23 protein-coding genes are annotated in these 22,097 nt (G+C 65.8%); 12 read left to right on the top strand and 11 right to left on the bottom strand.

Annotated elements, in window-relative coordinates; genetic code table 11:
- The first annotated feature begins 11 nt into the window (after nucleotides 1–11).
- The 6 genes from tpiA to QMB55_RS12525 all read left to right on the top strand — a co-directional run bounded on the left by tpiA (nucleotide 12) and on the right by QMB55_RS12525 (nucleotide 5,814).
- Nucleotides 12–803 (top strand): triose-phosphate isomerase, encoded by a 792-nt coding sequence (gene tpiA / locus QMB55_RS12550; protein ID WP_497589055.1) that lies wholly within the window; start codon nucleotides 12–14, stop codon nucleotides 801–803.
- 22 nt (nucleotides 804–825) lie between these two features.
- Entirely contained in the window at nucleotides 826–1,755 is a 930-nt protein-coding gene (locus tag QMB55_RS12545; RefSeq protein WP_497589054.1) for a sugar phosphate isomerase/epimerase family protein, read from the top strand.
- Between the two features lie 15 nt (nucleotides 1,756–1,770).
- A complete protein-coding gene (locus QMB55_RS12540; protein ID WP_497589052.1) occupies nucleotides 1,771–3,486 on the top strand; it encodes a dihydroxyacetone kinase family protein in 1,716 nt (571 codons plus the stop codon).
- Nucleotides 3,487–3,620: 134 nt separating this feature from the next.
- Nucleotides 3,621–4,400, top strand: a complete 780-nt coding sequence (locus QMB55_RS12535) for an exodeoxyribonuclease III (protein WP_497589051.1) — start codon at nucleotides 3,621–3,623, stop codon at nucleotides 4,398–4,400.
- A 102-nt stretch (nucleotides 4,401–4,502) separates the two neighbouring features.
- On the top strand, nucleotides 4,503–5,150 hold the full coding sequence (gene pyrE, locus QMB55_RS12530) for an orotate phosphoribosyltransferase (protein WP_497589050.1): 648 nt from the start codon (nucleotides 4,503–4,505) through the stop codon (nucleotides 5,148–5,150).
- Nucleotides 5,134–5,814, top strand: coding sequence for a hypothetical protein (locus tag QMB55_RS12525; RefSeq protein WP_497589049.1), 681 nt, complete (start codon nucleotides 5,134–5,136; stop codon nucleotides 5,812–5,814). Before pyrE ends, QMB55_RS12525 begins: the two co-directional genes overlap by 17 nt.
- Nucleotides 5,815–5,956: 142 nt before the next feature.
- Here QMB55_RS12525 and aspA read toward each other — a convergent pair whose 3' ends face one another.
- The 10 genes from aspA to gmk form a co-directional block, all read right to left on the bottom strand.
- On the bottom strand, nucleotides 5,957–7,360 hold the full coding sequence (gene aspA / locus QMB55_RS12520; protein WP_497589048.1) for an aspartate ammonia-lyase: 1,404 nt from the start codon (nucleotides 7,358–7,360) through the stop codon (nucleotides 5,957–5,959).
- A gap of 51 nt (nucleotides 7,361–7,411) precedes the next feature.
- Nucleotides 7,412–7,777, bottom strand: coding sequence for a fumarate reductase subunit FrdD (gene frdD, locus QMB55_RS12515; RefSeq protein WP_497589047.1), 366 nt, complete (start codon nucleotides 7,775–7,777; stop codon nucleotides 7,412–7,414).
- Nucleotides 7,774–8,172 (bottom strand): fumarate reductase subunit C, encoded by a 399-nt coding sequence (locus QMB55_RS12510; protein WP_497589046.1) that lies wholly within the window; start codon nucleotides 8,170–8,172, stop codon nucleotides 7,774–7,776. Before QMB55_RS12510 ends, frdD begins: the two co-directional genes overlap by 4 nt.
- The gene (locus QMB55_RS12505; protein ID WP_497589045.1) at nucleotides 8,169–8,918 is read right to left on the bottom strand and encodes a succinate dehydrogenase/fumarate reductase iron-sulfur subunit; all 750 of its coding nucleotides are present in this window, start codon (nucleotides 8,916–8,918) and stop codon (nucleotides 8,169–8,171) included. Before QMB55_RS12505 ends, QMB55_RS12510 begins: the two co-directional genes overlap by 4 nt.
- A gap of 4 nt (nucleotides 8,919–8,922) precedes the next feature.
- Nucleotides 8,923–10,713 carry a fumarate reductase (quinol) flavoprotein subunit gene (gene frdA, locus QMB55_RS12500; RefSeq protein WP_497589044.1) on the bottom strand — a complete coding sequence of 597 codons (1,791 nt, stop codon included), beginning with the start codon at nucleotides 10,711–10,713 and terminating at the stop codon, nucleotides 8,923–8,925.
- 271 nt (nucleotides 10,714–10,984) lie between these two features.
- Entirely contained in the window at nucleotides 10,985–11,764 is a 780-nt protein-coding gene (locus QMB55_RS12495; RefSeq protein ID WP_497589043.1) for a TatD family hydrolase, read from the bottom strand.
- Between the two features lie 24 nt (nucleotides 11,765–11,788).
- The gene (locus QMB55_RS12490) at nucleotides 11,789–13,039 is read right to left on the bottom strand and encodes a D-amino acid dehydrogenase (protein WP_497589042.1); all 1,251 of its coding nucleotides are present in this window, start codon (nucleotides 13,037–13,039) and stop codon (nucleotides 11,789–11,791) included.
- Complete coding sequence (locus QMB55_RS12485; protein ID WP_497589041.1) at nucleotides 13,036–15,246, bottom strand: RelA/SpoT family protein; 2,211 nt, start codon at nucleotides 15,244–15,246, stop codon at nucleotides 13,036–13,038. The genes QMB55_RS12490 and QMB55_RS12485 overlap by 4 nt, the downstream gene beginning before the upstream one ends.
- Nucleotides 15,247–15,273: 27 nt before the next feature.
- Entirely contained in the window at nucleotides 15,274–15,480 is a 207-nt protein-coding gene (gene rpoZ, locus QMB55_RS12480) for a DNA-directed RNA polymerase subunit omega (protein WP_497589040.1), read from the bottom strand.
- 18 nt (nucleotides 15,481–15,498) lie between these two features.
- Nucleotides 15,499–16,107 carry a guanylate kinase gene (gmk, locus tag QMB55_RS12475; RefSeq protein WP_497589039.1) on the bottom strand — a complete coding sequence of 203 codons (609 nt, stop codon included), beginning with the start codon at nucleotides 16,105–16,107 and terminating at the stop codon, nucleotides 15,499–15,501.
- Nucleotides 16,108–16,244: 137 nt separating this feature from the next.
- Between gmk and QMB55_RS12470 the strand changes: the two genes are divergently transcribed.
- Nucleotides 16,245–16,604, top strand: coding sequence for a hypothetical protein (locus tag QMB55_RS12470; RefSeq protein ID WP_497589038.1), 360 nt, complete (start codon nucleotides 16,245–16,247; stop codon nucleotides 16,602–16,604).
- Between the two features lie 66 nt (nucleotides 16,605–16,670).
- On the opposite strand, the gene QMB55_RS12465 is transcribed toward QMB55_RS12470, so the two are convergent.
- Nucleotides 16,671–17,537: a YicC/YloC family endoribonuclease gene (locus QMB55_RS12465; protein ID WP_497589037.1), complete on the bottom strand. Its 867-nt coding sequence runs from the start codon at nucleotides 17,535–17,537 to the stop codon at nucleotides 16,671–16,673.
- Between the two features lie 138 nt (nucleotides 17,538–17,675).
- On the opposite strand from QMB55_RS12465, the gene QMB55_RS12460 reads away from it, so the two are divergent.
- From QMB55_RS12460 to hemW, 5 genes are read left to right on the top strand one after another with little or no spacing between them, the layout of a single operon-like run.
- Nucleotides 17,676–18,629 (top strand): serine/threonine protein kinase, encoded by a 954-nt coding sequence (locus QMB55_RS12460; RefSeq protein ID WP_497589036.1) that lies wholly within the window; start codon nucleotides 17,676–17,678, stop codon nucleotides 18,627–18,629.
- On the top strand, nucleotides 18,626–19,543 hold the full coding sequence (locus tag QMB55_RS12455) for a PP2C family protein-serine/threonine phosphatase (RefSeq protein ID WP_497589035.1): 918 nt from the start codon (nucleotides 18,626–18,628) through the stop codon (nucleotides 19,541–19,543). The genes QMB55_RS12460 and QMB55_RS12455 overlap by 4 nt, the downstream gene beginning before the upstream one ends.
- Before the next feature lie 10 nt (nucleotides 19,544–19,553).
- The gene (gene rph / locus QMB55_RS12450; RefSeq protein ID WP_497589034.1) at nucleotides 19,554–20,270 is read left to right on the top strand and encodes a ribonuclease PH; all 717 of its coding nucleotides are present in this window, start codon (nucleotides 19,554–19,556) and stop codon (nucleotides 20,268–20,270) included.
- A complete protein-coding gene (rdgB, locus tag QMB55_RS12445) occupies nucleotides 20,267–20,866 on the top strand; it encodes an RdgB/HAM1 family non-canonical purine NTP pyrophosphatase (protein WP_497589033.1) in 600 nt (199 codons plus the stop codon). Before rph ends, rdgB begins: the two co-directional genes overlap by 4 nt.
- Before the next feature lie 4 nt (nucleotides 20,867–20,870).
- A complete protein-coding gene (gene hemW / locus QMB55_RS12440; RefSeq protein ID WP_497589032.1) occupies nucleotides 20,871–22,088 on the top strand; it encodes a radical SAM family heme chaperone HemW in 1,218 nt (405 codons plus the stop codon).
- Nucleotides 22,089–22,097: the final 9 nt, after the last annotated feature.

Below are 22,097 nucleotides of genomic sequence, written 5' to 3'. Positions count from 1 at the left end.
GCAGATCCAAGATGCGCAGACTGATTGCCGGAACCGGCTGGAAAATGAACCTCGGCGCCGCCGCCGCGCGCGCCTACGCGGCGGGCCTGAAGACGGAACTCGCCGCCGTCGAGCTTGAAGGGCTCGACCTCTTCGTCCTCCCCCCGTTCACCACCCTGCACGCGGCGACCGAAGCCTTTGCCGACACCCCGGTGGCGATCGGCGGACAAAACATGCATTGGGCCGAAAACGGCGCCTGGACAGGCGAAATCTCGGCCGAGATGCTGGTCGAGGCCGGCTGCCGCTACGTCGAACTGGCGCACTCCGAGCGCCTGCAGCACTTCGGCGAGAGTTATCCCCAGGTTCGGCGCAAGGTGACGCGCGCCATGCAGGCGGGCCTCACGCCCATCGTCTGCCTCGGTGAAACCGCGCTCGACAAGCTCCAGGGCCGAACCGACGCCGTGCTCGCCGAGCAGGTACTCACTTCCATCGCCGACGTTCCCGACGAACGGGTGCCGGAAGTCGTCCTGGCCTACGAGCCGCGCTGGGCGATCGGCGGCAGCGAGGCGGCGACGCCGGAGTACGTGGCCGCGCGCCACCGCGCCCTGCGCGAAATCATCCGCCACCGCTGCGGCAAGGACGTCGCCGACCGGACCCGGATCATCTACGGCGGGGCGGTCAATGCCGACAACGGCGCGGCCCTGATCGCGCTGCCCGACGTCGACGGCCTCTTCGTCGGCCGCGCCGCCTGGACGCCGGAAGGCTACGCCCGCATCGTCAAGCTGGTGCACGCCGCCGCTCTGCGCAAGGCGGCGCAAGCCTAGCGCCCCACAAGGAGAACACGGCATGAACGAGACGCCCTGGAACAACGAGACCTGGCCCATCGCCGCGGCGATGATCCAGTACCCGAACATCCTCCCCGACGGCAGCTCGGTGCAGGACCAGTCGGTCGAAGGCTGGGCGGAAACGCTGAGCGACGTGGTGCACGCCGGCTTCACCGAACTCGACCCGACCGACAGCTGGCTGCGCCTTGCCGACCTGCCGCCGAGCCGGCGCGCGGAATTCCTGCAGCTCGTCCACGCGCTCGGCCTCACCATTCCGGCGATTTCGACCTCGCGGCGCAGCGTGATCGATCCGGTGCATGGCGCGGCCTACCTCGAATACGGCCACCGGGTCATCGACACCGCCGCCGAGATCGGCGCCCAGGCCGTCTCCTTCGGCCTGTTCGGCCCGCTCACCGCGGCGCAGAAAGCCGCGCTGTGGTTCTGGACGGTCGACGGCGTGCGCAACCCGGACGACCCGGCGGTCTATGCCCTGGCCGTCGAACGCACCCGCGAACTCGGGAAGCACGCCGCCGAGCTGGGCATCGAACTGGCGCTCGAAATGTACGAGGACACCTACATCGGCACCGCCGACGGCGCGGTGCGCTTCGTCACCGACGTCGATCTGCCCAACGTCGGCCTCAACGCCGACCTCGGCAACCTGATCCGCCTGCACCGCCCGGTCGAACACTGGCAGGCGATGGTCGACAAGACCATCCCCTACGCCAAGTACTGGCACGTCAAGAATTACATCCGCATCGAGGATTCGGCGCAGAACGCCTACATGACCTATCCGGCGCCCCTGTCCAGCGGCCTGATCAACTACCGCTACGCCATCCGCAAGGCGATCGAACTCGGATTCAAGAGCGCCTTCCTGTGCGAACACTACGGCGGCGACGGCCTGAGCATCAGCGCCCAGAACCGCGAATACCTGAGAAGCATCCTGCCACGCTAAGCTGAGGAATCCATCATGACTTGCATTCAAAACCAGCCGGAAGACTTCGCGACCACCGCGCTCGCCGGCTTCAGCTCGATCTATGCCCGTCACGTCCGCCCGGTGCGCAGCGGCGTCGTGCGCTCGACCGCCACACCCGAAGGCAAGGTCGCCGTCGTCGTCGGCGGCGGCTCTGGCCACTACCCGGCCTTCGCCGGCTTCGTCGGCCCGGGCCTTGCCGACGCCGCGGTCGCTGGCGACGTCTTCGCCTCGCCGTCTGCGCACGGTGTCGCCCACGTCTGCCGCATGGCGCATCGTGGCGGCGGCATCCTTCTCGGCTTCGGCAACTATGCCGGCGACGTGATGAACTTCGGCCTGGCCGGCGAACGCCTCACCTCGGAAGGCATCGACGTGCGCATCCTGCACGTCACCGACGACGTGGCCAGCGCCCCGGCCGACCAGCCGGCCAAGCGCCGGGGCGTGGCCGGCGACCTCAGCGTGTTCAAGATCGTCGGCGCCGCCGCTGAAGCCGGCCTCGACCTCGATCAGGTCGAGCGCATCGCGCGCAAGGCCAACGCCCGCACCGTCTCCTTCGGCGTCGCCTTCAGCGGCTGCACCCTGCCGGGCGCCAACGAACCCCTGTTCACCGTGCCCAAGGGCCGCATGGGCGTCGGCCTCGGCATTCACGGCGAACCCGGGATCGACGAAACCGACATCGTCCCGGCCGACGAACTCGCCCGCCTGCTGGTCGGGCGCCTGCTCAGCGAGCGCCCGGCCGACTGCGGCGGCCGTGTCGCCGTCGTGCTCAACGGCCTGGGCTGTAGCAAGTACGAGGAATTGTTCGTTCTGTGGACCGGCATCGAAGCCGAACTCAAGGCCGCCGGCCTGAGCGCGGTGATGCCCGAAGTCGGCGAATTCGTCACCAGCCTCGACATGGCCGGCTGCTCGCTGACCCTGACCTGGCTCGACGATGAACTTGAGCGCTTCTGGTGCGCGCCCTGCGACACGCCGGTGCTGCGTCGCGGCGCGATCATCCCGACCGAACCGGCGATCGCGCTGTGCGAAGAGTTGCCCGAGAAGACCGACTTCCCGCCGGCCAGCGAAGCCTCGCGCGCCAACGGCCGCTGCATCGCCGAGTTGCTCGCCGCGACGGCCGCGACGCTGCGCGAGGCCGAAGACGAACTCGGCCGCATCGACGCCCGCGCTGGCGACGGCGACCACGGCCAGGGCATGACCCGCGGTTCGGCCGCGGCCGCCGAAGCGGCGGCCAAGGCTGTCGCCGCAGGTGCCGGCGCCGCCAGCGTCCTCGCCGTGGCGGGCGACGCCTGGGGCGACCGCGCCGGCGGCACGTCGGGCGCCCTCTGGGGCCTCGCGCTGCGCACCTGGAGCGGCTGCTTCAGCGATCAGGCACCGGTCACCGCCACCACGGTCGCTGAAGGCGCGATCGCCGCGCTCGAAGCCATCGTCCGCCTCGGCCGTGCCCAGCCCGGCGACAAGACCCTGGTGGATGCGCTCGATCCCTTCGCCCGCAGCTTGCGCGACGAAGTCTCGCGCGGCCAGGAGCTGACCGCAGCCTGGCAGACCGCGGCGCAGGCGGCGACGGTCGCCGCCGAAGCCACCGCGCAACTGACGCCGAAGCTCGGCCGGGCCCGCTCGCACACCCAACGCAGCCTCGGTCACCCCGATGCCGGCGCGGTTTCGCTGGCGATGATCGCCCGGCTGGTCGGCGACTTGCTGCGCCAGCACGGTTAAAGCCCAAGCGCGGGAACCCGGGTTCCCGCGCCGCATCTCCCCAAGGCAGGGCCGCCGGCCCTGCCTTTTTTCCAGGCATGGCGCCAGCCGCTGTGATACCCTCGCGCGGCACCCCGCGACAACACAGGATCAGCATGCTGCGCATCGTCTCGGCCAATCTCAACGGCATCCGCTCCGCCCACGACAAGGGCTTCTTCATCTGGCTGGACGAGACTTCGCCCGACATCGTCTGCGTTCAGGAACTCAAGGCCCAGGAAGGCGACCTGCGCGAAGCCATGCGCCAGCCTCCGGGCTACCACGCGCATTTCCACTACGCCGAAAAGAAGGGGTATTCCGGCGTCGGCATCTACTCGCGTCGCGCGCCCGACCGCGTCGTCGCCGGCATCGGGCACCCGGACTTCGACGCCGAAGGACGCTACCTGCGCGCCGATTTCGGCCCGCTCACGGTGATCTCGGTTTACGTGCCCTCGGGGTCGTCCTCGCCCGAGCGGCAGACGGCCAAGTTCGCCTTCCTCGACGCCTTCTTCCCGGTACTCGACGCCTTGCGCCAGGAAGGCCGCGAGGTCGTCCTGTGCGGCGACTGGAACATCGCCCACCGCGAGATCGACCTCAAGAACTGGAAGAGCAACCAGAAGAACTCGGGCTTCCTGCCCGAGGAGCGCGCCTGGCTGAGCCGGGTTTTCGACGCGCAAGGCTGGGTCGATGTCTATCGCCGGCTCTATCCCGATGCCGGCGAAACCGCCTACACCTGGTGGAGCAACCGCGGCCAGGCGTATGCCAAGAACGTCGGTTGGCGCATCGACTACCAGATCGCCACGCCGGGGCTCGCCGGAGTCGCCCGCAGCGCCGAGGTCTACAAAGGCGTCCGCTTCAGCGACCATGCCCCGCTCTGCGTAGACTATGATGCGCTATGAATCATCCTTCCGCGCCCCCGCCGCTGTGGCTCCATTGAGCTTTCATAGCGGGCTGCGTAACATTACGCCCTGCATGCCGAATTGGCGTTTCGTGAGGATTTGATGGATTTTCGTCAGGATTTCATCGCCTTCGCGCTCGAACAGAACGTTCTGCGCTTTGGCGAATTCAAGACCAAGGCCGGCCGCTTGTCGCCTTATTTTTTCAATGCCGGCCTGTTCAACGACGGTGCCGCCCTTGACCGGCTCTCCCAGTTCTACGCCCAGGCCATCCTGGCCAGCGGCCTCGACATCGACCTGCTCTACGGCCCCGCCTACAAAGGCATCCCGCTGGTCTCGGTGACCGCGCTGGCGCTCGCCCGCGCCGGCCACAACCTGCCCTTCGCCTTCAACCGCAAGGAAGCCAAGGACCACGGCGAAGGCGGCACAATCATCGGCTCGCCGCTTGCCGGACGGGTGTTGATCATCGACGACGTGATCTCGGCCGGCACCTCGGTGCGCGAATCGGTCGAGCTGATCCGCCAGGCAGGCGCCACGCCCTGCGGCGTGGTCATCGCCCTCGACCGGATGGAACGCGGCCAGGGCCAACTGTCGGCGGTGCAGGAAGTCGGCCGCGACTACGGCCTGCCGGTCATTGCCGTCGCCTCGCTCGACGACTTGATGACCTTCCTCACCGACCGCCCCGACTTCAAGGACTACGCGACGGCGGTGGCCCGCTACCGGCAGGAGTATGGCGTTGCCCGGGCCGGCTAACGCTCGCCCCTCTCGCTTCAGGCGCACGGCCGCTAGCCTGCTGGCCAGCGCCTTCATTACGTTCGCGCCCGCCGCCCCGGCGGCGCCCCCCGCCGGCGGCGGCAGTGGCCTGCTCTATTGCTGCAACGACAGTAACGGCAAGCAGGTCTGCGGCGACATCCTGCCGCAAGCCTGTTACGGGCGGGCATACCGCGAAATCGGCGACGGCGCGCGCACCGTGCGCCAGGTCGAGGCGCCGCTGACCCCGGAACAGCGCGTCCAGCGCGCCGCGGACGACGAGAAGCGCCGCCAGGAAGAAATCGTCCGCAAGGAACAACAGCGCAAGGACCAGGCGCTGCTCAACACCTACGGCAGCGAACGCGACATCGACGCGATGCGCGCCCGTGCCGAAGAAGACGTCCAGAAATCGATCCAGGCCGCCGAAACCAAGATCGCCGAGATTCGCCAGCAGCGCAAACGCTTCGAGAATGAGGCCGAGTTCTACAAGAAGAAACCGATGCCGCCCGACATCCAGAAAGGGCTGAACGACGCCAACGGCGAGATTCAGGCGCAGGAATCGATCATCGAGGCGAAGAAAAAGGAACTCGAGATCGTCCGCACCAAGTACGCGGAAGACAAGAAACGCTACCTCGATCTCACTCGTCGCGGGGTTCGTCCGCAGTAACGCCGAGACGATTTTCTGGCGCGTCCTCGTCCTCCCCAAGCACAGGTGTTCAGCGGCCGATTCACCGGCGAAAAAAAACCGCGCATTTTCGGCGCGGTTTTTTTCGGCCCCGGTTAGGCGGAGCCGATGCGGGAAACCCCGATCAACGGATGAAGGTCGGGTTGATGAGGTTTTCCAGCGTGAACACTTCGTCCCACTTCTCTTGCGTGAGCAGTTTTTTCTCCTGCACCACGATCTGGTGGATCGACTTGTTCTGCTCGTAGCCTTCGCGCGCGATCTTCGAGCACATCTTGTAGCCGAGGATCGGGTTGAGCTGGGTGACGATGCCCAGGCTGCCGAGCACCATGTCGCGGGTGCGCTCGGTGTTGGCGGTGATGCCCAGCACGCACTTCTCGCGCAGGGCGATGACCGCGTTCTCCATCGTCTTGATCGACGAGAAGAGGGCGTAGCCGAGCACCGGCTCCATGACGTTGAGCTGGAGCTGGCCGGCCGAGGCGGCCAGCGTCACCGTCAGGTCCATGCCGATGACGAAGAAGGCGGACTGGTTCACGACTTCCGGAATCACCGGATTGACCTTGCCCGGCATGATCGACGAACCCGGCTGCAGCTGCGGCAGGTTGATTTCGTTGAAGCCGGCGCGCGGGCCGGAGGCCAGGAGGCGCAGGTCGTTACAGATCTTCGAGAGCTTGACCGCGGTGCGCTTGATGACGCCCGAAAGCTGGACGTAAGCGCCGGTGTCCGAGGTCGCCTCGACGAGGTCGGTGGCCAGCTTGAGTTCGAGGCCGGTGACTTCGCACAGGTACTTGACCACCAGCTCCGGATACCCGGGAGGCGCATTGACCGAGGTGCCGATCGCCGTGGCGCCCATGTTCACTTCCGCCAGCAGGTGCTTCGAATCCTCGATCCGCGCCAGCTCTTCATCGAGGTTGGTGGCGAAACCGTGGAACTCGTCGCCCATCGACATCGGTACCGCATCCTGCAGGTGGGTGCGCCCCATCTTGAGCACGGAAGCAAACTCTTCGCCCTTCGCGCCGAAGGCGTCGCGCAGCGCTGCCAGGGCCTTGCTGTAGCTTTCCAGACGCTTGATCAGGGCGATGCGGAAGGCGGTCGGGTAGGCGTCGTTGGTCGATTGCGAGCAGTTCACGTGGTCGTTCGGACTCACGTACTGGTACTCGCCCTTCTTGTGCCCCAAGGCTTCGAGCGCGATGTTCGCGATCACCTCGTTGGCGTTCATGTTGGTCGTCGTCCCCGCGCCGCCCTGAATCATGTCGGACGGGAACTGATCGAGGAATTCACCGGCGATCAGGCGATCGCAGGCTTGCACGATGGCCTCGGCGACCTTGGGGTCGAGCACCCCAAGGTCCCGGTTGGCCAGTGCTGCGGCCTTCTTCACATAACCGAAGGCCTGGACAAAGAACGGTTCAAGGGAAACCGGCAAGCCCGTGATCTTGAAGTTTTCGATTCCCCGCAGGGTCTGAACGCCGTAATAGACGTCGTTTGGGATCTCCCGTTCACCGAGAAAATCGCTTTCGATACGGACTGGCATAGTATTTCCCTTACATGTTGATGATCGAACCGTTGGTTGGCGTGTGATGGATCAGAACCCGAGGCCGAGCAAGAGCCCGCCCGAGATCACCGTCGCGGCAAAGGCCACGCCATAGGTCAGCAGCTTGGCGCCAACGCCGCCGTGAATCCCCACTTCGTGCAGCGAGTGGAAGATGCGGTGCGCGGCATGCCAGAGGAACAGCGAGATGACCACGAAGATAAAGCCCTTGCCGATGAAGTTCTGGGCAAACGCCAGCATCTTCGGATAGCTCATCGCCCCGCTCGGAAGCAGCAGCCCCAGCGGAACGGCGAGGCCGGTGATGAACACCAGCATCGGCCCGAAGAGCGCGGCGAGCATGCCGCCGGCACCGAACATGCCCCAGAAAATCGGCGCATTGGAACGCTTACGAGTCTTCATGCTGCAATCCTCCAAACCACGGCCAGCAGGCCGACCGCACAGACGATGGCGGCGGTGAAACCACTGCGCACGATCACGTCGGGCGCCACCTTCTTGCCGCCGACGACGACGGGCGGCATGGTCAGCGGGAAGAGCTTGAACCAGGTGAAGGCGTGATAGGCGATCGCCACCAGCAGGGCCAGGTGGAAAACCACCGCCAGCGGGCTCTTCATGGCGTCGAGCCAGCCGTTCCAGGCCGCTTCGCCCTGGCTCAGGCGGACCAGGCCGACGAGCAGGGTCAGCGCATAGGCGGCGACGAACAGGGCCGTGCTTTCATGCACCATGTATTCGACGAAGTAGGGGTTCTTCTTCCACCACCCCTCCATCGGACGGACATAAGGCTTACGCTTGCTCACTTGGCACCTCCCTTCAGGAAGCGCAGGAAGTAGTCCTTCGCTGCGTTGATCTTGTTGATGTTGACCGCGTTACCCGGATCAACATGCTTCGGACAGACTTCCGAGCAGTAGCCGACGGCGCTGCAGTTGAAGACGCCTTCTTCCGACGCCACCAGCTCCATGCGCTGCGCCTGACCGCCGTCGCGCGAGTCCATGTTGTAGCGGTGCAGCAGGGCCATCGCGGCCGGACCGATGAAGTCCGGGTTGAGGCCGAACTGCGGACACGCGGCGTAGCACAGCGTGCAGTTGATGCACGAGGTGAACTGCATGTACTCGTTGAACTGCGCCGGCGACTGGATGTACTCGCCCTGCTCGATGGTGCGCGGCTCCTTCGGGATGATGTAGGGCTGGATGCTCTCGAGCTTCTCGATGAAGCCGGAGAGGTCGGTCACCAGGTCCTTCTCGATCGGGAAGTGGGCGAGCGCTTCAACGCTGATGCGGTTCGGGTAGTAATCACGCAGGAAGGTCTCGCAGGAGAGCTTCGGAATGCCGTTGATCATCATCCCGCAGCTGCCGCAGATGGCCATCCGGCACGACCAGCGGAAGGTCAGCGAGCCGTCGAAGTTGTCCTTGATGTACTGGACGCCCTGCAGCACCGACATGTCGTCGGTGAACGGAACCTTATACACCTCGGCGTGGGGCGCCTGATCGGTCTCCGGGTTGTAGCGGAGCACCTCGATTTCGATGATTTTCTGGGTATCGGACATGGGATTATTTCCTTTCCTGATCGGCCTTTTCACCCGCGGCGCCATAGACGCGAGCCGCCGGGGGAGATTTGGTGATCTTCACGTCGCCGTAGGTGATGCGCGGCGCGGCGCCCGGCACGTAAAAGGCGTCCGAGTGCTTGAGAAAGTTGACGTCGTCACGCTGGGTGTAAGCACCGTCCGGGCCATCCAGACGCTGGTGCGCACCGCGCGATTCCTTGCGGTTGACCGCCGAGTGGGCCATCGCCTGGGCCACGTCGAGCTGGTAGTCGAGCTCGATGGCCATGAGCCAGTCGGTGTTCCACACGCTCGACTTGTCGTCGATGCAGATGTTCTTGAAGCGCTCGCGCAGTTCGCCCAGCTTGTCGCAGGTCGCCTGCATCGTGTCATGCAGACGGTAGATGCCGCAGCCGTCTTCCATGGTCTTGGTCATTTCCTTGCGGATCGTGGCGATGCGCTCGGTGCCGCCGGTCTTGGTCTTGAGCGCGGTGATGCGCTCTTCGACCGCCTGCGCCTGTTTGAGCAGGCTGGCCGAATTGCCGGGCGCAACGTTCTTGGCACGCTCGGCGGCCTGGACACCGGCCATCTTGCCGAAGACCAGGAGTTCGGTCAGCGAGTTCGAACCCAGACGGTTCGCGCCGTGGATGCCAACGCTCGAGCATTCGCCGACGGCGTAGAGGCCCGGCATCGAAGCTTCGCACTTGCCGTTAACCCGGATGCCGCCCATCGTGTAGTGCACGCCGGCACGCACCGGGATCGGTTCCTTGGCCGGATCGATGCCCATGAAGGTCTCGGCCATTTCATAGATCAGCGGCAGGCGCTCGCGCAGATAGGCTTCGCCGAGGTGACGCAGGTCGAGGTGCACGACCGAACCCATGACCGGGTGCTCGATGGTGCGGCCCTTCTGCTGTTCGTACCAGAAGGCCTGGCTCAGGCGGTCGCGCGGACCGAGTTCCATGTACTTGTTCTTCGGCTTGTCGCCCAGCGGGCCGAGGCCGTAGTCCTGCAGGTAGCGGTAGCCGTCCTTGTTCACGAGGTAGCCGCCTTCGCCGCGGCAGGCCTCGGTAAACAGTAGGCCGGTGATCGGCATGCAGGTCGGGTGGTACTGGACGAATTCCATGTCGCGCAGCGCGACGCCGTGGCGGAAGGCCAGGGCCATGCCGTCGCCGGTGACGATGCCGCCCAGCGTGCTTTCGCGGAAGACGCGGCCGGCGCCGCCGGTGGCGATGATCACCGACTTGGCTTCGATCATGTGGAACTTGCCGGTGCCCATCTCGATGGTCACCACGCCCTGGGCGCTGCCGTCCTCTTCGAGGATGTCGACGCAGAAGTGCTCGTCGAAACGCTTGATCGACGGGTACTTGATCGAGGTCTGGAACAGGGTGTGGAGAATGTGGAAGCCGGTCTTGTCGGCCGCGAACCAGGTCCGCTCGATCTTCATGCCGCCGAAGGCGCGCACGTTAACGTGCCCGTCCGCGGTACGGCTCCACGGACAGCCCCAGTGCTCGAGCTGGGTCAGCTCCTTCGGGGCCTGCTCGACGAAGTATTCGACGACGTCCTGCTCGCAGAGCCAGTCTCCGCCGCCGACCGTGTCATGAAAGTGGTACTCCAGGCTATCCGTGGGCTTCTTGACGCCTGCGGCGCCGCCCTCGGCAGCCACGGTGTGGCTGCGCATCGGATAAACCTTCGAGACCAGTGCGATCTTCAGCGAAGGATCCGCCTCGGCCACGGCGATCGCCGCACGCAAGCCGCCTCCGCCTCCCCCCACGATGACTACGTCTGCTTTGTAAATTTCCACGCCCAATCCTTTCTCGCTTTACGCGAATTCAACTACGACCAGCGCATTACCTAAACTCCAGCGCGGGTTGTCGTCCGCGCCGGGCTCGATGCTAACCACAGATCATTATCCTTATTTTTTGAATTGACTACAACTTTTGGCCGACCGACACGGCTCAAAGTGCCGCCAATACAGGGTTCTAGCCCCACTCACCCTCCCGTCCAAAGAGTTTTTATAGAAAAAAAAATTCAAAAGTCTCGGGCACTTGCGTGCATTTACCCACGAACAAGAATCATCCCGCGACCGACAGCACGTCGACAACATTGCGTGACGTCACCGAACGCACCGTGGCAACGTCGACACCACGCAAGGCCGCCAGTTCTTCGGCATAACGCGCCAGAAAAACCGGTTCACAACGCCCTCCCGGACACCAGGACGGCGGAATGTCCGGCGCATCGGTTTCAAGGACCAGTGCGGACAAGGGCAATTCAGCCGCCAGCCGGCGGATGCGGGTAGAACCAGAATAGGTCATCGCCCCTCCGAAGCCCAGCTTGAAACCGAGCCCGATGAACTGTTCGGCCTGTTGCCGGCTGCCGTTGAAGGCATGCGCAATGCCACCGCGCACGCGCACGCGGCGCAGACAGGCGAGCACGTCGTCGACGGCGCGCCGGACGTGCACGATCACCGGCAGGTCGAATTCGCGCGCCAAGCGCAATTGGGCGAGGAAAAAGGCTTGCTGGCGACCGGCGTCGTAGCCGGGCAGGTAATGGTCGAGGCCGGTTTCGCCGATCGCCACTGGCGGCCGCGGGCCGGCCATTTCGGCTGCGATGAAGTCGCGCAGCCGGCTCGTCGCATCCACCGGCAAGTCGTCGAGGTAGAGCGGATGCAGGCCGTAGGCCGGCCAGCAGGCAGGCCAAGCAGTGGCCAACGCGCGCACGTCGGCGCAGGAGGCCAAGGAAACGGCCGGAACGATAAAAGCATCGACCCCGGCCGCGCTCGCCGCCTCGATCACCGCCCGCCGGTCGACCGCGAATTCGGCGGCGTCGAGATGGCAATGGGTGTCGATCAGCATGCGCGCGGACCGGTACGGAAGAGGCTACATGGCGCGCAGGCGCACCGGCGGTTCGCGCCCATCGACGATGTCGGCGAGCGCGCTGCCAGCGCCGCAGGCCATCGTCCATCCGAGCGTGCCGTGCCCGGTGTTGAGGTAGAGGTTGGAAACGCGGCTGCGACCGACGAAAGGCACGTTGGACGGCGTCGAGGGCCTCAGGCCGCACCAGAAAACCGGATCACCGGCCGGCCGCAACTCGGGGAAGAGCTGGTGCGTGCGGGTAATCAGCGCCTGGCAGCGGATGTCGTTGAGTTCGGTGTTGTAGCCGTTGAACTCGGCCGTTCCGGCGACGCGCAGACGCTGTCCGAGGCGGGAGAAGACCAGCTTGTGCCCGTCGTCGGTCATCGCCACGCTGGGCGCGACGCTGTCCTCGCCGAGGGGGATCGTCGCCGAGTAGCCCTTGGCCGGATAGACCGGCAGGTGGACGCCCAGCGATTTGACGTAGCGCGGGGTGTAGCTGCCAAGCGCGGCGACGTAGGCGTCGGCGCGCAGCACCTCGTGGGCTCCTTCGGACGTGCGCACGCGCACCCCGGAGACCTTACCGCTCTCGTCGAGCAGGCGTTCGACCTCGAGCCCGTAGCGGAAGCTCACCCCGAGCTCCTGGCAACGTGCGGCAAGGTTCTGGCTGAAGCTCATGGCATCGCCCGATTCGTCGAGCGGCGTGTAGTCGCCGCCGACCAGGATCGGCCGCGTCGCGCGCAGCGCGGGTTCGATCGCCACGCATTCGTCGGCGTCGACCGTGCGCCGGTCGCAGCCGAATTCGCGCAGCACCTTGGAAGCCTCGATCGAGGCGGCAAATTCTTTCGGGTCGGTATAGACGTGCAGGATGCCGCGCTCGAGGTGGTCGTATTCGATGCCGATCTCTTCACGCAGCGCCTTCAGGCGGTCGCGGCTGTAGAGGGCGAGGGCGACGATGTCGCGGATGTTCTCGCGCGTGCGGCCGGGCGTGCACTCGCGCAGGAAGCGCCAGCTCCAGTCAAAGAGGGCGGGGTCCCAGCGCAGGCGGAAGAGCAGCGGTGCGTCCTCGCGCCCCATCCAGGCCAGCGCCCGGGCAGGCGCGTGCGGGTTCGACCACGGCTCGGCATGCGAGACGGAAATCTGCCCGCCGTTGGCGAAGCTCGTCTCCAGGCCCGCGGCGGACTGGCGCTCGATCACGGTCACTTCGTGACCGGCCTTGGCCAAGTACCACGCACTGCTGACGCCGACCACCCCGGCGCCGAGAATCAAGACCTTCAAAGCAACTCCTGTTCACGTGAGATACGGATGACATCGGGAACCCGACGCAGGGCGCGCATCAGCGACGCAAGGTGCTGCCGGCTCCCTACCTGAACAAGGAAGTGCAGGTCGGCAAAATAGCCCTGGCGCTTGTTCTCCATGCTGACGAATTCGATGTTGATGCCCGCCTGAGCGATGCCGGTGGCGACGCGACCGAGGACGCCGCGCATGTTCTTGGCCACCACCTTGATGCGCACGTCGAAGAGTTGCCCGGGGTCCGGCGCCCATTCGACGCGAATCCAGTTCTGCGGCTCGGTGCTGCGCGAACGGCTGGCGGCACGGCAGTTTTCGGTATGGATGCGCAGGCCTTGATCCTTGCGCAGGTGGCCGACGATCGGATCGCCGGGAATCGGTCGGCAACAGGTGGCGAACTGCACCGCCACGCCCTCGCTGCCACGAATGACGAGCGGCGCGCCGCCGGCGCTGTCGGCTCCCGCGGCCTGGTGCACTTCGTCGTGCGCCACCAGGCGCTGCGCGAACACCGCGGCCAGGATGTGCCCGAGCCCGATGTCGGCGTAGAGGTCGCGGCGGCTTTTCTTGTCCGTCTCGCGGATCGCCTGCTCCCAGACCGAACCCGGGATCTCGGCCGGCACCACCCCCAGCGCCCGCAACTCCTGGTTGAGCATGCTCTCGCCGAGCGCGCTCGAACCGTCTTGCTGTAAGGCACGCAGGTACTGGCGAATCTTGGTCCGCGCGCGGCTGGTCTTGACGAAGGACAGCCAGGCCGGATTCGGGTTGGCGTGCGGCGCGGTGATGATCTCGACCTGATTGCCGTTGGCCAGGGCCGCCGAGAGCGGGATCAACTCATGGTCGATGCGCGCCGCCACGCAACGGTGACCGATGTCGGTATGCACCGCGTAGGCGAAATCGACCGCCGTCGCGCCGCGCGGCAGGGCGAGAATCTTGCCCTTGGGCGTGAACACATAGACTTCGTCTGGGAAGAGATCGACCTTGACGTGCTCGAGGAACTCGGACGAATCACCGGTCGCGCTCTGCAGTTCGAGCAGCGACTGCAACCAGAGGTGCATCTTGTTCTGCAGGTCGGCGCCGCTCTCCTCGCTGTCTTTGTACAACCAGTGCGAGGCGATGCCTTCCTCGGCCAGATGGTGCATGGCCTGAGTACGGATCTGGATCTCGATCGGCGTGCCGTAGGGGCCGATCAGCGTGGTGTGCAGCGACTGGTAGCCGTTGTTCTTCGGGATCGCGATGTAATCCTTGAACTTGCCGGGCACCGGCTTGAAGCGCTCGTGCAGCGCACCGAGCGCGAGGTAACAGGTCGCCACGTCCTTGACGATGACCCGGAAGCCGTAGATGTCGAGCACCTGCGAGAACGACAGGTGCTTGTCGACCATCTTGTGATAGATCGAATAAAGGCTCTTCTCACGCCCGAAAACGCCGGCCTCGATGCGCTCTTCGGCCAGCTTGCTGCGGATGCCGTCGAGGATCTTGCCCAGCAGTTCGCGCCGGTTGCCGCGCACCGCCTTGAGCGCCTTGCTGAGCACGGAAAAGCGGCGCGGATGGATAAGCTTGAACGACAGGTCCTGCAGCTGGCGCGAAAAATTGTTCAGGCCGAGGCGGGTGGCGATCGGCGCGTAGATCTCCAGCGTCTCGTGCGCGATGCGCCGCCGCTTTTCCTGGCGGACGGCAGCCATCGTCTCGAGGTTGTGCCGGCGATCGGCGAGCTTGATCAGGATGATGCGCAGGTCGCTGGCCATCGCCATCAACATCTTGCGGAAGTTCTCCGCCTGCGCGTCCTGGTATGACTGGAATTCGATGCGGTCGAGCTTGGAGAGGCCATCGACGAGGTCGGCGACTTCGCGTCCGAAACGCTCGGCGATCTCCAGCTTGGTGACCGCGGTATCCTCCATCACGTCGTGCAGGAGCGCAGCGACGATGGCGGTGGCATCCATCCGCCATTCGGCCAGCGCCCCGGCGACAGCCAGCGGATGCGTGATGTAGGGTTCGCCCGACAGCCGTTTCTGCCCGGTGTGGGCCCGGTCGGCAAAACGGTATGCGTCCTTGACGGACTCGATCTCGGAGCGGGTGAGGTAGCTAAGGCTATCGACGAAAACCCGGTAGGCGGGATCGTCGTTGTCGTACTGAACGGCGCCGGCTGACTCAGTCAGTCCGGCGCCTTCTTGAGGGGCCGATTCCGTGCCAGCGGGCATCGCGGACAGCACCGGTCAAGCAGGGTCTCAGGGATGCGCGCGGTTGAGAACCTCGACGCCGTACAGGCCTTGCGCCAGTTCGCGCAGGGCGATGACCGTCGGCTTGTCGCGATCGGCTTCCACCATCGGCGAAGCGCCAGCCGAAATCTGGCGGGCGCGATAGGACGCCGCGAGGGTCATCTGGAAACGGTTTTGAATCGTGCTCATGCAATCGTCAACGGTGACTCGTGCCATTTTCGTATCCTGTCTGTATCAAAGGAGGGACGCGAACAGCGCCGAATGGCGCTGGCGTTGGTTTGGGTAGCGGAGCCGCGCGGCGGCAACCACCGAACGGAGGTTGGCAAGGGCCTGCTGCAGATCGTCGTTGATAATAACATACTCGAACTCATCCACATGCCGCATCTCGTCCCGCGCGGCGGCGAAGCGCCGGGCGATGACCTCGGTGCTGTCGGTGCCACGACCGGCCAGACGCTCCTTGAGCGTCGGCAGCGACGGCGGCAGGATGAAGATCCCGATTGCCTGCGGAAACGCCTTGCGCACCTGCTGCGCGCCTTGCCAGTCGATCTCAAGCACCAAATCGCGGCCCGCCTGCAGTTGCTCCTCGATGGTGCGCCGCAAGGTGCCGTAGTAATTGCCGTGCACTTCGGCCCACTCGATGAATTCACCCCGGCCGACCTGATCGAGGAAGTCCTCCACCCCGACGAAGTGATAGTCGCGCCCATCTTCCTCGCCCGGGCGCGGGGCACGCGTCGTGCAGGAGATCGACAGGCCCAGTTGGGCATCGTTCGCCAAGAGCAGCCGCACCAGCGTCGTCTTACCGGCGCCGGAAGGCGCCGCCACGATGAAAAGATGTCCGCTCATTGCGTCCGCACCCCGCTCTCGTTGCAAAGCATGATTCTATCACCGCCCGCCTGCCACCTCGCGGCACCGCGGAGCGTCTATGGACGCCTGCCGCCAATCCGGCGACAATGCAGATTCACTTTCCGGGTCGGTTACTGATGAATTGCCTCCTGCCGCACCGCGTTCTGAGCGCCTTTGCCCTGAGCTTCCTGCTCCTCGCCCCGCCTGCCCAGGCCGCGCCGCTCAACGTGCTCGGTCTCGATGATCCGAGTTGCAAAGCCTGGCAGACCGGCGCGAACGACGGCGATCTGCGCGCACAGCAACTCGCCTGGCTACGCGGCCTGCTCACCGGCCACAATTACGCCCGCCAGCAGGAGCAAGTGTCGGTGGTCTCGAACGGCACCATCGAGAATTTCGTCAGCCGTTACTGCAAGGACAACCCGCAGGGCAGCTACGCCGACGGCGGCCTGCGCATGAGCGACCGCTACTCCGGACGCGACCGCCCGATCGCCCGCTGAAAGCGCGAGCGCGCCAAAAAACAAAGCCCGCCGAAGCGGGCCGGGTAACGCAACGGAAACGTCCGTTCACTCAAGATTCTGGACTTGCTCGCGCATTTGCTCGATCAAAAGCTTGAGCTCCATCGCCGTCTGCGAGACTTCGCTGACCACCGACTTCGAACCGAGGGTGTTGGCTTCGCGGTTGAGTTCCTGCATCAGGAAGTCGAGCCGCTTGCCGCAGGCACCACCGGCCTTGAGCACGCGCTCGACTTCGTCGAGGTGGGTCGTGAGTCGTGCCAGCTCTTCGTCGATGTCGATGCGCATGGCGAACACCGCCAGCTCCTGGCGAATGCGGTCGTCATCGGCATTACCGAGCGCCTCAACGAGGCGTTGCTTGAGCTTCTCCTGGAACGCCGCCTGCGCCGCCGGGATTCGCGGCGCCACCTCGCGCACCAGTTCGCGCATCCGCGCCACGCGCTCGCCGATCACGCCGGCCAGCTTCTCGCCTTCGCGCGCCCGGCTGGCGGAGAAGTCGTCGAGCGCCGCGCGCGCAAGTTCCAACAACGCCGGCAACAGGGCGTCAGTATCGACACCCTCGTCGCCGAACATCCCCGGCCAGCGCAGCACATCGCTGACCGAGAGTGGCGCCGCTTCGGGCAACGCGCAGCGGACCTGGGCGTCGAAATCGCTCAGCCGGGCGATGAGTTCGGCGTTGAGCGCCTTCGGTTGGCTGCGCGTCGCCGCCGCCGTGTAGCCGGCGCGGCATTCGAGCTTGCCGCGCGAGAGGCGGGAGGAAAAAAGCTCGCGCAGCGCGGGTTCGCCAGCGCGCAGCTCTTCGCCGACGCGGAACTGAAAGTCGAGAAAGCGCGAATTGACGCTCTTCAATTCGATGTGCAGGACGCCGTGCTCGACGTCGAGCGTACGGGCGGCATAGCCGGTCATGCTGTAGATCATGGAGGGTCCGGAAAAAGGTTCCGCGGCTCGGGACGCGGAAGAATCGTGGGGACGGAACGGCCAGACAGTGCGGCCGGCTTTACAGCCCGGACGCAAACCCCGAAAATGCGTCGAACCCAGATCATAGCCTCCTTCGCGATGGCGCAACAAGCCAACCACGCCCTGCCTTCGGGCTTTCAGCTCGATGCTTACCGGATCGAACGCCAACTCTCGCTGGGCGGGTTTTCCATCGTCTATCTGGCGACCGACGAAAATGGCCAGTTCGTCGCCATCAAGGAGTACCTGCCCAACACCCTGGCCTTGCGCAGCGACGGCGAGATCCGCCCGCAGATCAGCGAAGAGCACATGCCCGCCTTCCGCTACGGGATGAAGTGCTTTTTCGAGGAGGGGCGCGCGCTGGCCCGCCTGTCCCACGCAAATGTCATTCGCGTGCTCAACTTCTTCCGCGCCAACGACACCGTCTACATGGTGATGGAATACGAACACGGGCGCACGCTGCAGGAGCTGATCCAGAAGAACCGTGCGGTCGTCACCGAGAACTTCCTGCGCAACGTGTTCACCAAGCTGCTCAACGGCCTGCGCGAGGTGCATGCGCACAAACTGCTGCACCTCGACCTCAAGCCGTCGAACATCTACATGCGCAACGACTACACGCCGGTGCTCATCGATTTCGGCGCCGCCCGCCAGACGCTGGCGGTCGACACGCCGATGCTCAAGCCGATGTACACCCCGGGATTCGCTTCGCCCGAGCATTACCAGCAGCGCGAGTTGCTCGGCCCCTGGAGCGACATCTACAGCGTCGGCGCCTCGATGTACGCCTGCCTCGCCCAGGCCGCGCCGCAAGCGGCCGATCTGCGCCGCGACAAAGACAAGCTGACGCCGGCGATGGTGCGCTGGGAAGGCGCGTATTCGGATCAATTGCTGCAGACGATCGACTGGTGCCTGTCGCTCAATCACCTCTACCGTCCGCAAAGCGTGTTCGCGCTGCAGAAGGCGCTGACCGAGAAGGTCGAGCCGCCGCCCAAGACGGTCAACAAAGGCTGGCTCGAGAATTTCATCGGCAAATTCAAAAAGAAAGGCCAGGGGTCGTGAAGTTCACCATCTATCAGGAAAGCCGACTGGGCAAACGGGCCAACAACGAGGACCGGCTCGCCTACTCCTACTCGCGCGACGCGCTGCTGATGGTCGTCGCCGACGGCATGGGCGGCCATTTCTACGGCGAAGTCGCCGCCCAGATCGCCGTCCAGACCCTGACCGAGGCTTTCCAGCGGCAAGCCACGCCAAGCATCGCCGACCCCTTCCTGTTCCTGCAGAAAGCCATCCTCAACGCGCACAGCGCAATCCTCGACTTCACCGAGGCGCACAACCTCAAGGATTCGCCGCGCACCACCTGCGTCGCCTGCATCGTTCAGGACAACATCGCCTACTGGGCGCACGCCGGCGACTCCCGCCTTTACCTGTTGCGCGAAGGCCGCGTCCAGACCCACACCCGCGATCACTCGCGCATCCAACTGCTGCTGGAGCAAGGCGTGATCACGCCCGCGCAGGCCGCAGTGCATCCCGAACGCAACCGGGTCTATAGCTGCCTGGGGGGGCCGCAGACGCCGGAGATCGAGTTCTCGCGCAAGACGCCGCTCGAAGCCGGCGACGTCCTCGCCCTGTGTACCGACGGAGTGTGGAGCGCCTTCCCCGACGACATGCTGGCCGTGGCCTTGAAGCGCGACAACCTGATGCAGGCCGTGCCGATGCTCCTCGGCCAAGCCGAGATCCGCAACGGCCCGACCGCCGACAACCTGTCGATCATCGCCGTGCGCTGGGAAGACAGCTACATCGATGCCGCCAGCGCGCCGAGCCTCGTGTCGACGCAAACCATGTCGCGCGATACGGTGACCACCCGGCTCGACGAGTTCGGGCGCAACCCCAACTACAAGAGCGAACTTTCCGAAGACGAAATCGAGCGCGCGATCGAGGAGATCCGCGCCACCATCCAGAAATATTCCAAATAGGACCCCCGCCATGCGCCCCAGCCAACGCCGCCCGGACGAGCTTCGCCCGCTCGCCATCGCCCGAAATTTCACCCGTCACGCCGAAGGCTCGGTGCTGATCAGCGTCGGCGACACGCGCGTGCTGTGCACCGCCAGCGTCGATGAAAACGTGCCGCCCTTCCTGCGCGGCAAGGGGCAAGGCTGGGTCACCGCCGAATACGGCATGCTGCCGCGCGCCACGCACACTCGCGGCGCGCGTGAAGCCGCCAAGGGCAAGCAGACCGGCCGCACCCAAGAGATCCAACGCCTGATCGGCCGCTCGCTGCGCGCGGTGACCGACCTCGTGGCGCTTGGCGAACGTCAGATCACCCTCGACTGCGACGTGCTCCAGGCCGACGGCGGGACGCGCTGCGCCGCCATCACCGGCGCCTGGATCGCGCTGCACGACGCCTGTTCCGGCCTCGTCGCCCAGGGCAAGCTCGCCGCCAATCCGCTGCGCGACCACGTCGCCGCGATCTCGGTCGGCATCTACCAGGGCGTGCCGGTGCTCGACCTCGACTACCCCGAAGACTCGGGCTGCGACACCGACATGAACGTGGTCATAACCGGGCGCGGCGGCCTCGTCGAAGTGCAGGGCACGGCCGAGGGCGAACCGTTCTCGCGCGCCGAGATGAACGGCCTGCTCGATCTGGCCGAAGCCGGTATCGCTCGCCTGGTCGCGGCGCAGAAGGAGGCGCTCGGCGCATGAAGCTCGTCCTCGCCTCGAACAACGCCAAGAAGCTGAAAGAGCTCGACGCCATCCTCGCCCCGCTCGGCTGGGAACTGATCCCGCAGGGGCAGCTCGGCGTGCCCGAGTGCGAGGAGCCGCACGCCACCTTCGTCGAAAACGCGCTGGAGAAGGCGCGCCACGCCGCACGCATCACCGGCCTGCCCGCGCTCGCCGACGATTCCGGGCTGTGCGTCGAAGCGCTCGGTGGCGCCCCCGGCGTCTATTCGGCGCGCTACGCCGGCGAACCCAAATCCGATACACGCAACAACGAGAAGCTGCTCGCCGACCTCGCCGGGCAAACCGACCGGCGCGCGCACTTCGTCTCGCTGATCGTCTTCGTCCGCCACGCCGACGACCCGCAGCCGATCATCGCCGAAGGCGAATGGCACGGCACGATCATCGACGACTACCGCGGTGACGGCGGCTTCGGCTACGACCCGCTGTTCTTCCTGCCCGAGCGCGGCGTCACCTCGGCCGAACTCGACGCCGTCGAAAAGAACCGCCTCTCGCACCGCGGGCAGGCGCTCACCCGCCTCGTCGAACAGCTCGAACGGCGCTTTTCCGCACGCCGCTAATCCCGTGCCGCGCATCATCCCCATCGTTCCGGCAGGGCCATCCGCCTCCGGACCGCAGACCGGCGGTGGCGCAGGAGAATTCCTCGCCCCGCCGCCGCTCTCGCTCTACGTGCACATCCCCTGGTGCGTACGCAAATGCCCGTACTGCGACTTCAATTCGCACGAAGCCCGCGCTGAAATTCCCGAGGCCGAGTACCTCGCCGCGCTCGAAGCCGACATCGTCGCCGCGCTGCCGCAGGTCTGGGGCCGGCGCATCGTCAGCGTCTTCTTCGGCGGCGGCACGCCCAGCCTGCTCTCGGCCACAGGGCTCGATCGCCTGCTGACGACGATCCGCACCCTGCTGCCGCTGCAGCCCGACGCCGAAATCACCCTCGAAGCCAACCCCGGAACCGCCGAGGCCGGCAAGTTCGCCGCCTTCTGCGCCGCCGGCGTGAATCGCCTCTCGCTGGGCATTCAAAGTTTCGCTGACCGCCACCTGCACGCCCTCGGCCGCATCCACGACGGCGACGAGGCGCGGCGGGCGATCGAACTCGCTGCCCGGCACTTCGACAATTTCAACCTCGACCTGATGTACGGCCTGCCCGGGCAAAGCCTCGACGAAGCGCTGGCCGACGTCGACGCGGCGCTAAGCTTTGCGCCGACGCACCTCTCCTGCTACCAGCTGACGCTCGAGCCGAATACCGCGTTTGCCGCCGCGCCGCCCGAGTTGCCCGAGGCCGACCGCTGCGCCGACATGCAGGAGGCGATCGAAGCGCGCCTCGCCGCCGCCGGCTTCACGCACTACGAGACTTCGGCTTTCGCCCGCCCGGGCCGCCAGTGCCGGCACAACCTCAACTACTGGCAGTTCGGCGACTACCTCGGGATCGGTGCCGGCGCGCACGGCAAACTCACCCTGCATGACGGCGTGCGGCGCCAGATGCGCTGGAAGCAGCCCAAGCAGTACCTCGCGCAGATCGCCGCCGGCCAGCCGCTGCAGGACGAATTCACCGTCGCCGCCGACGACCTGCCGTTCGAGTTCATGATGAACGCGCTGCGCCTCACCCAGGGCTTCGACCCGGCGCTCTACGCCGAGCGCACGGCGCAGCCGCTGATCGGCATCGAAGCGCAGCTGCGCGCCGCCGAGGCCGACGGCCTGCTCGAACGCACGCCCGGGCGTATCGCGCCGACACTGCGCGGCCAGCGCTACCTCAACCGCTTGTTGCAAAGCTTCCTCGCCGAGTAAGGGCGAAGC

It is taken from the genome of Propionivibrio sp., assembly GCF_041441355.1.
In the GTDB taxonomy this organism is placed as follows: Bacteria; Pseudomonadota; Gammaproteobacteria; order Burkholderiales; family Rhodocyclaceae; genus Propionivibrio.
This window is presented reverse-complemented; position numbering and strand designations above follow the sequence as displayed.

Bases quoted from the DNA above. Each gene is read 5' to 3' on its own strand.
- tpiA (WP_497589055.1), top strand. From the start codon at position 12: ATGCGCAGACTGATTGCCGGAACCGGCTGGAAAATGAACCTCGGCGCC.
- QMB55_RS12545 (WP_497589054.1), top strand. From the start codon at position 826: ATGAACGAGACGCCCTGGAACAACGAGACCTGGCCCATCGCCGCGGCG.
- QMB55_RS12540 (WP_497589052.1), top strand. From the start codon at position 1,771: ATGACTTGCATTCAAAACCAGCCGGAAGACTTCGCGACCACCGCGCTC.
- QMB55_RS12535 (WP_497589051.1), top strand. From the start codon at position 3,621: ATGCTGCGCATCGTCTCGGCCAATCTCAACGGCATCCGCTCCGCCCAC.
- pyrE (WP_497589050.1), top strand. From the start codon at position 4,503: ATGGATTTTCGTCAGGATTTCATCGCCTTCGCGCTCGAACAGAACGTT.
- aspA (WP_497589048.1), bottom strand. From the start codon at position 7,360: ATGCCAGTCCGTATCGAAAGCGATTTTCTCGGTGAACGGGAGATCCCA.
- frdD (WP_497589047.1), bottom strand. From the start codon at position 7,777: ATGAAGACTCGTAAGCGTTCCAATGCGCCGATTTTCTGGGGCATGTTC.
- QMB55_RS12505 (WP_497589045.1), bottom strand. From the start codon at position 8,918: ATGTCCGATACCCAGAAAATCATCGAAATCGAGGTGCTCCGCTACAAC.
- QMB55_RS12495 (WP_497589043.1), bottom strand. From the start codon at position 11,764: ATGCTGATCGACACCCATTGCCATCTCGACGCCGCCGAATTCGCGGTC.
- QMB55_RS12485 (WP_497589041.1), bottom strand. From the start codon at position 15,246: ATGCCCGCTGGCACGGAATCGGCCCCTCAAGAAGGCGCCGGACTGACT.
- rpoZ (WP_497589040.1), bottom strand. From the start codon at position 15,480: ATGGCACGAGTCACCGTTGACGATTGCATGAGCACGATTCAAAACCGT.
- gmk (WP_497589039.1), bottom strand. From the start codon at position 16,107: ATGAGCGGACATCTTTTCATCGTGGCGGCGCCTTCCGGCGCCGGTAAG.
- QMB55_RS12470 (WP_497589038.1), top strand. From the start codon at position 16,245: ATGAATTGCCTCCTGCCGCACCGCGTTCTGAGCGCCTTTGCCCTGAGC.
- QMB55_RS12465 (WP_497589037.1), bottom strand. From the start codon at position 17,537: ATGATCTACAGCATGACCGGCTATGCCGCCCGTACGCTCGACGTCGAG.
- QMB55_RS12460 (WP_497589036.1), top strand. From the start codon at position 17,676: ATGGCGCAACAAGCCAACCACGCCCTGCCTTCGGGCTTTCAGCTCGAT.
- rph (WP_497589034.1), top strand. From the start codon at position 19,554: ATGCGCCCCAGCCAACGCCGCCCGGACGAGCTTCGCCCGCTCGCCATC.
- rdgB (WP_497589033.1), top strand. From the start codon at position 20,267: ATGAAGCTCGTCCTCGCCTCGAACAACGCCAAGAAGCTGAAAGAGCTC.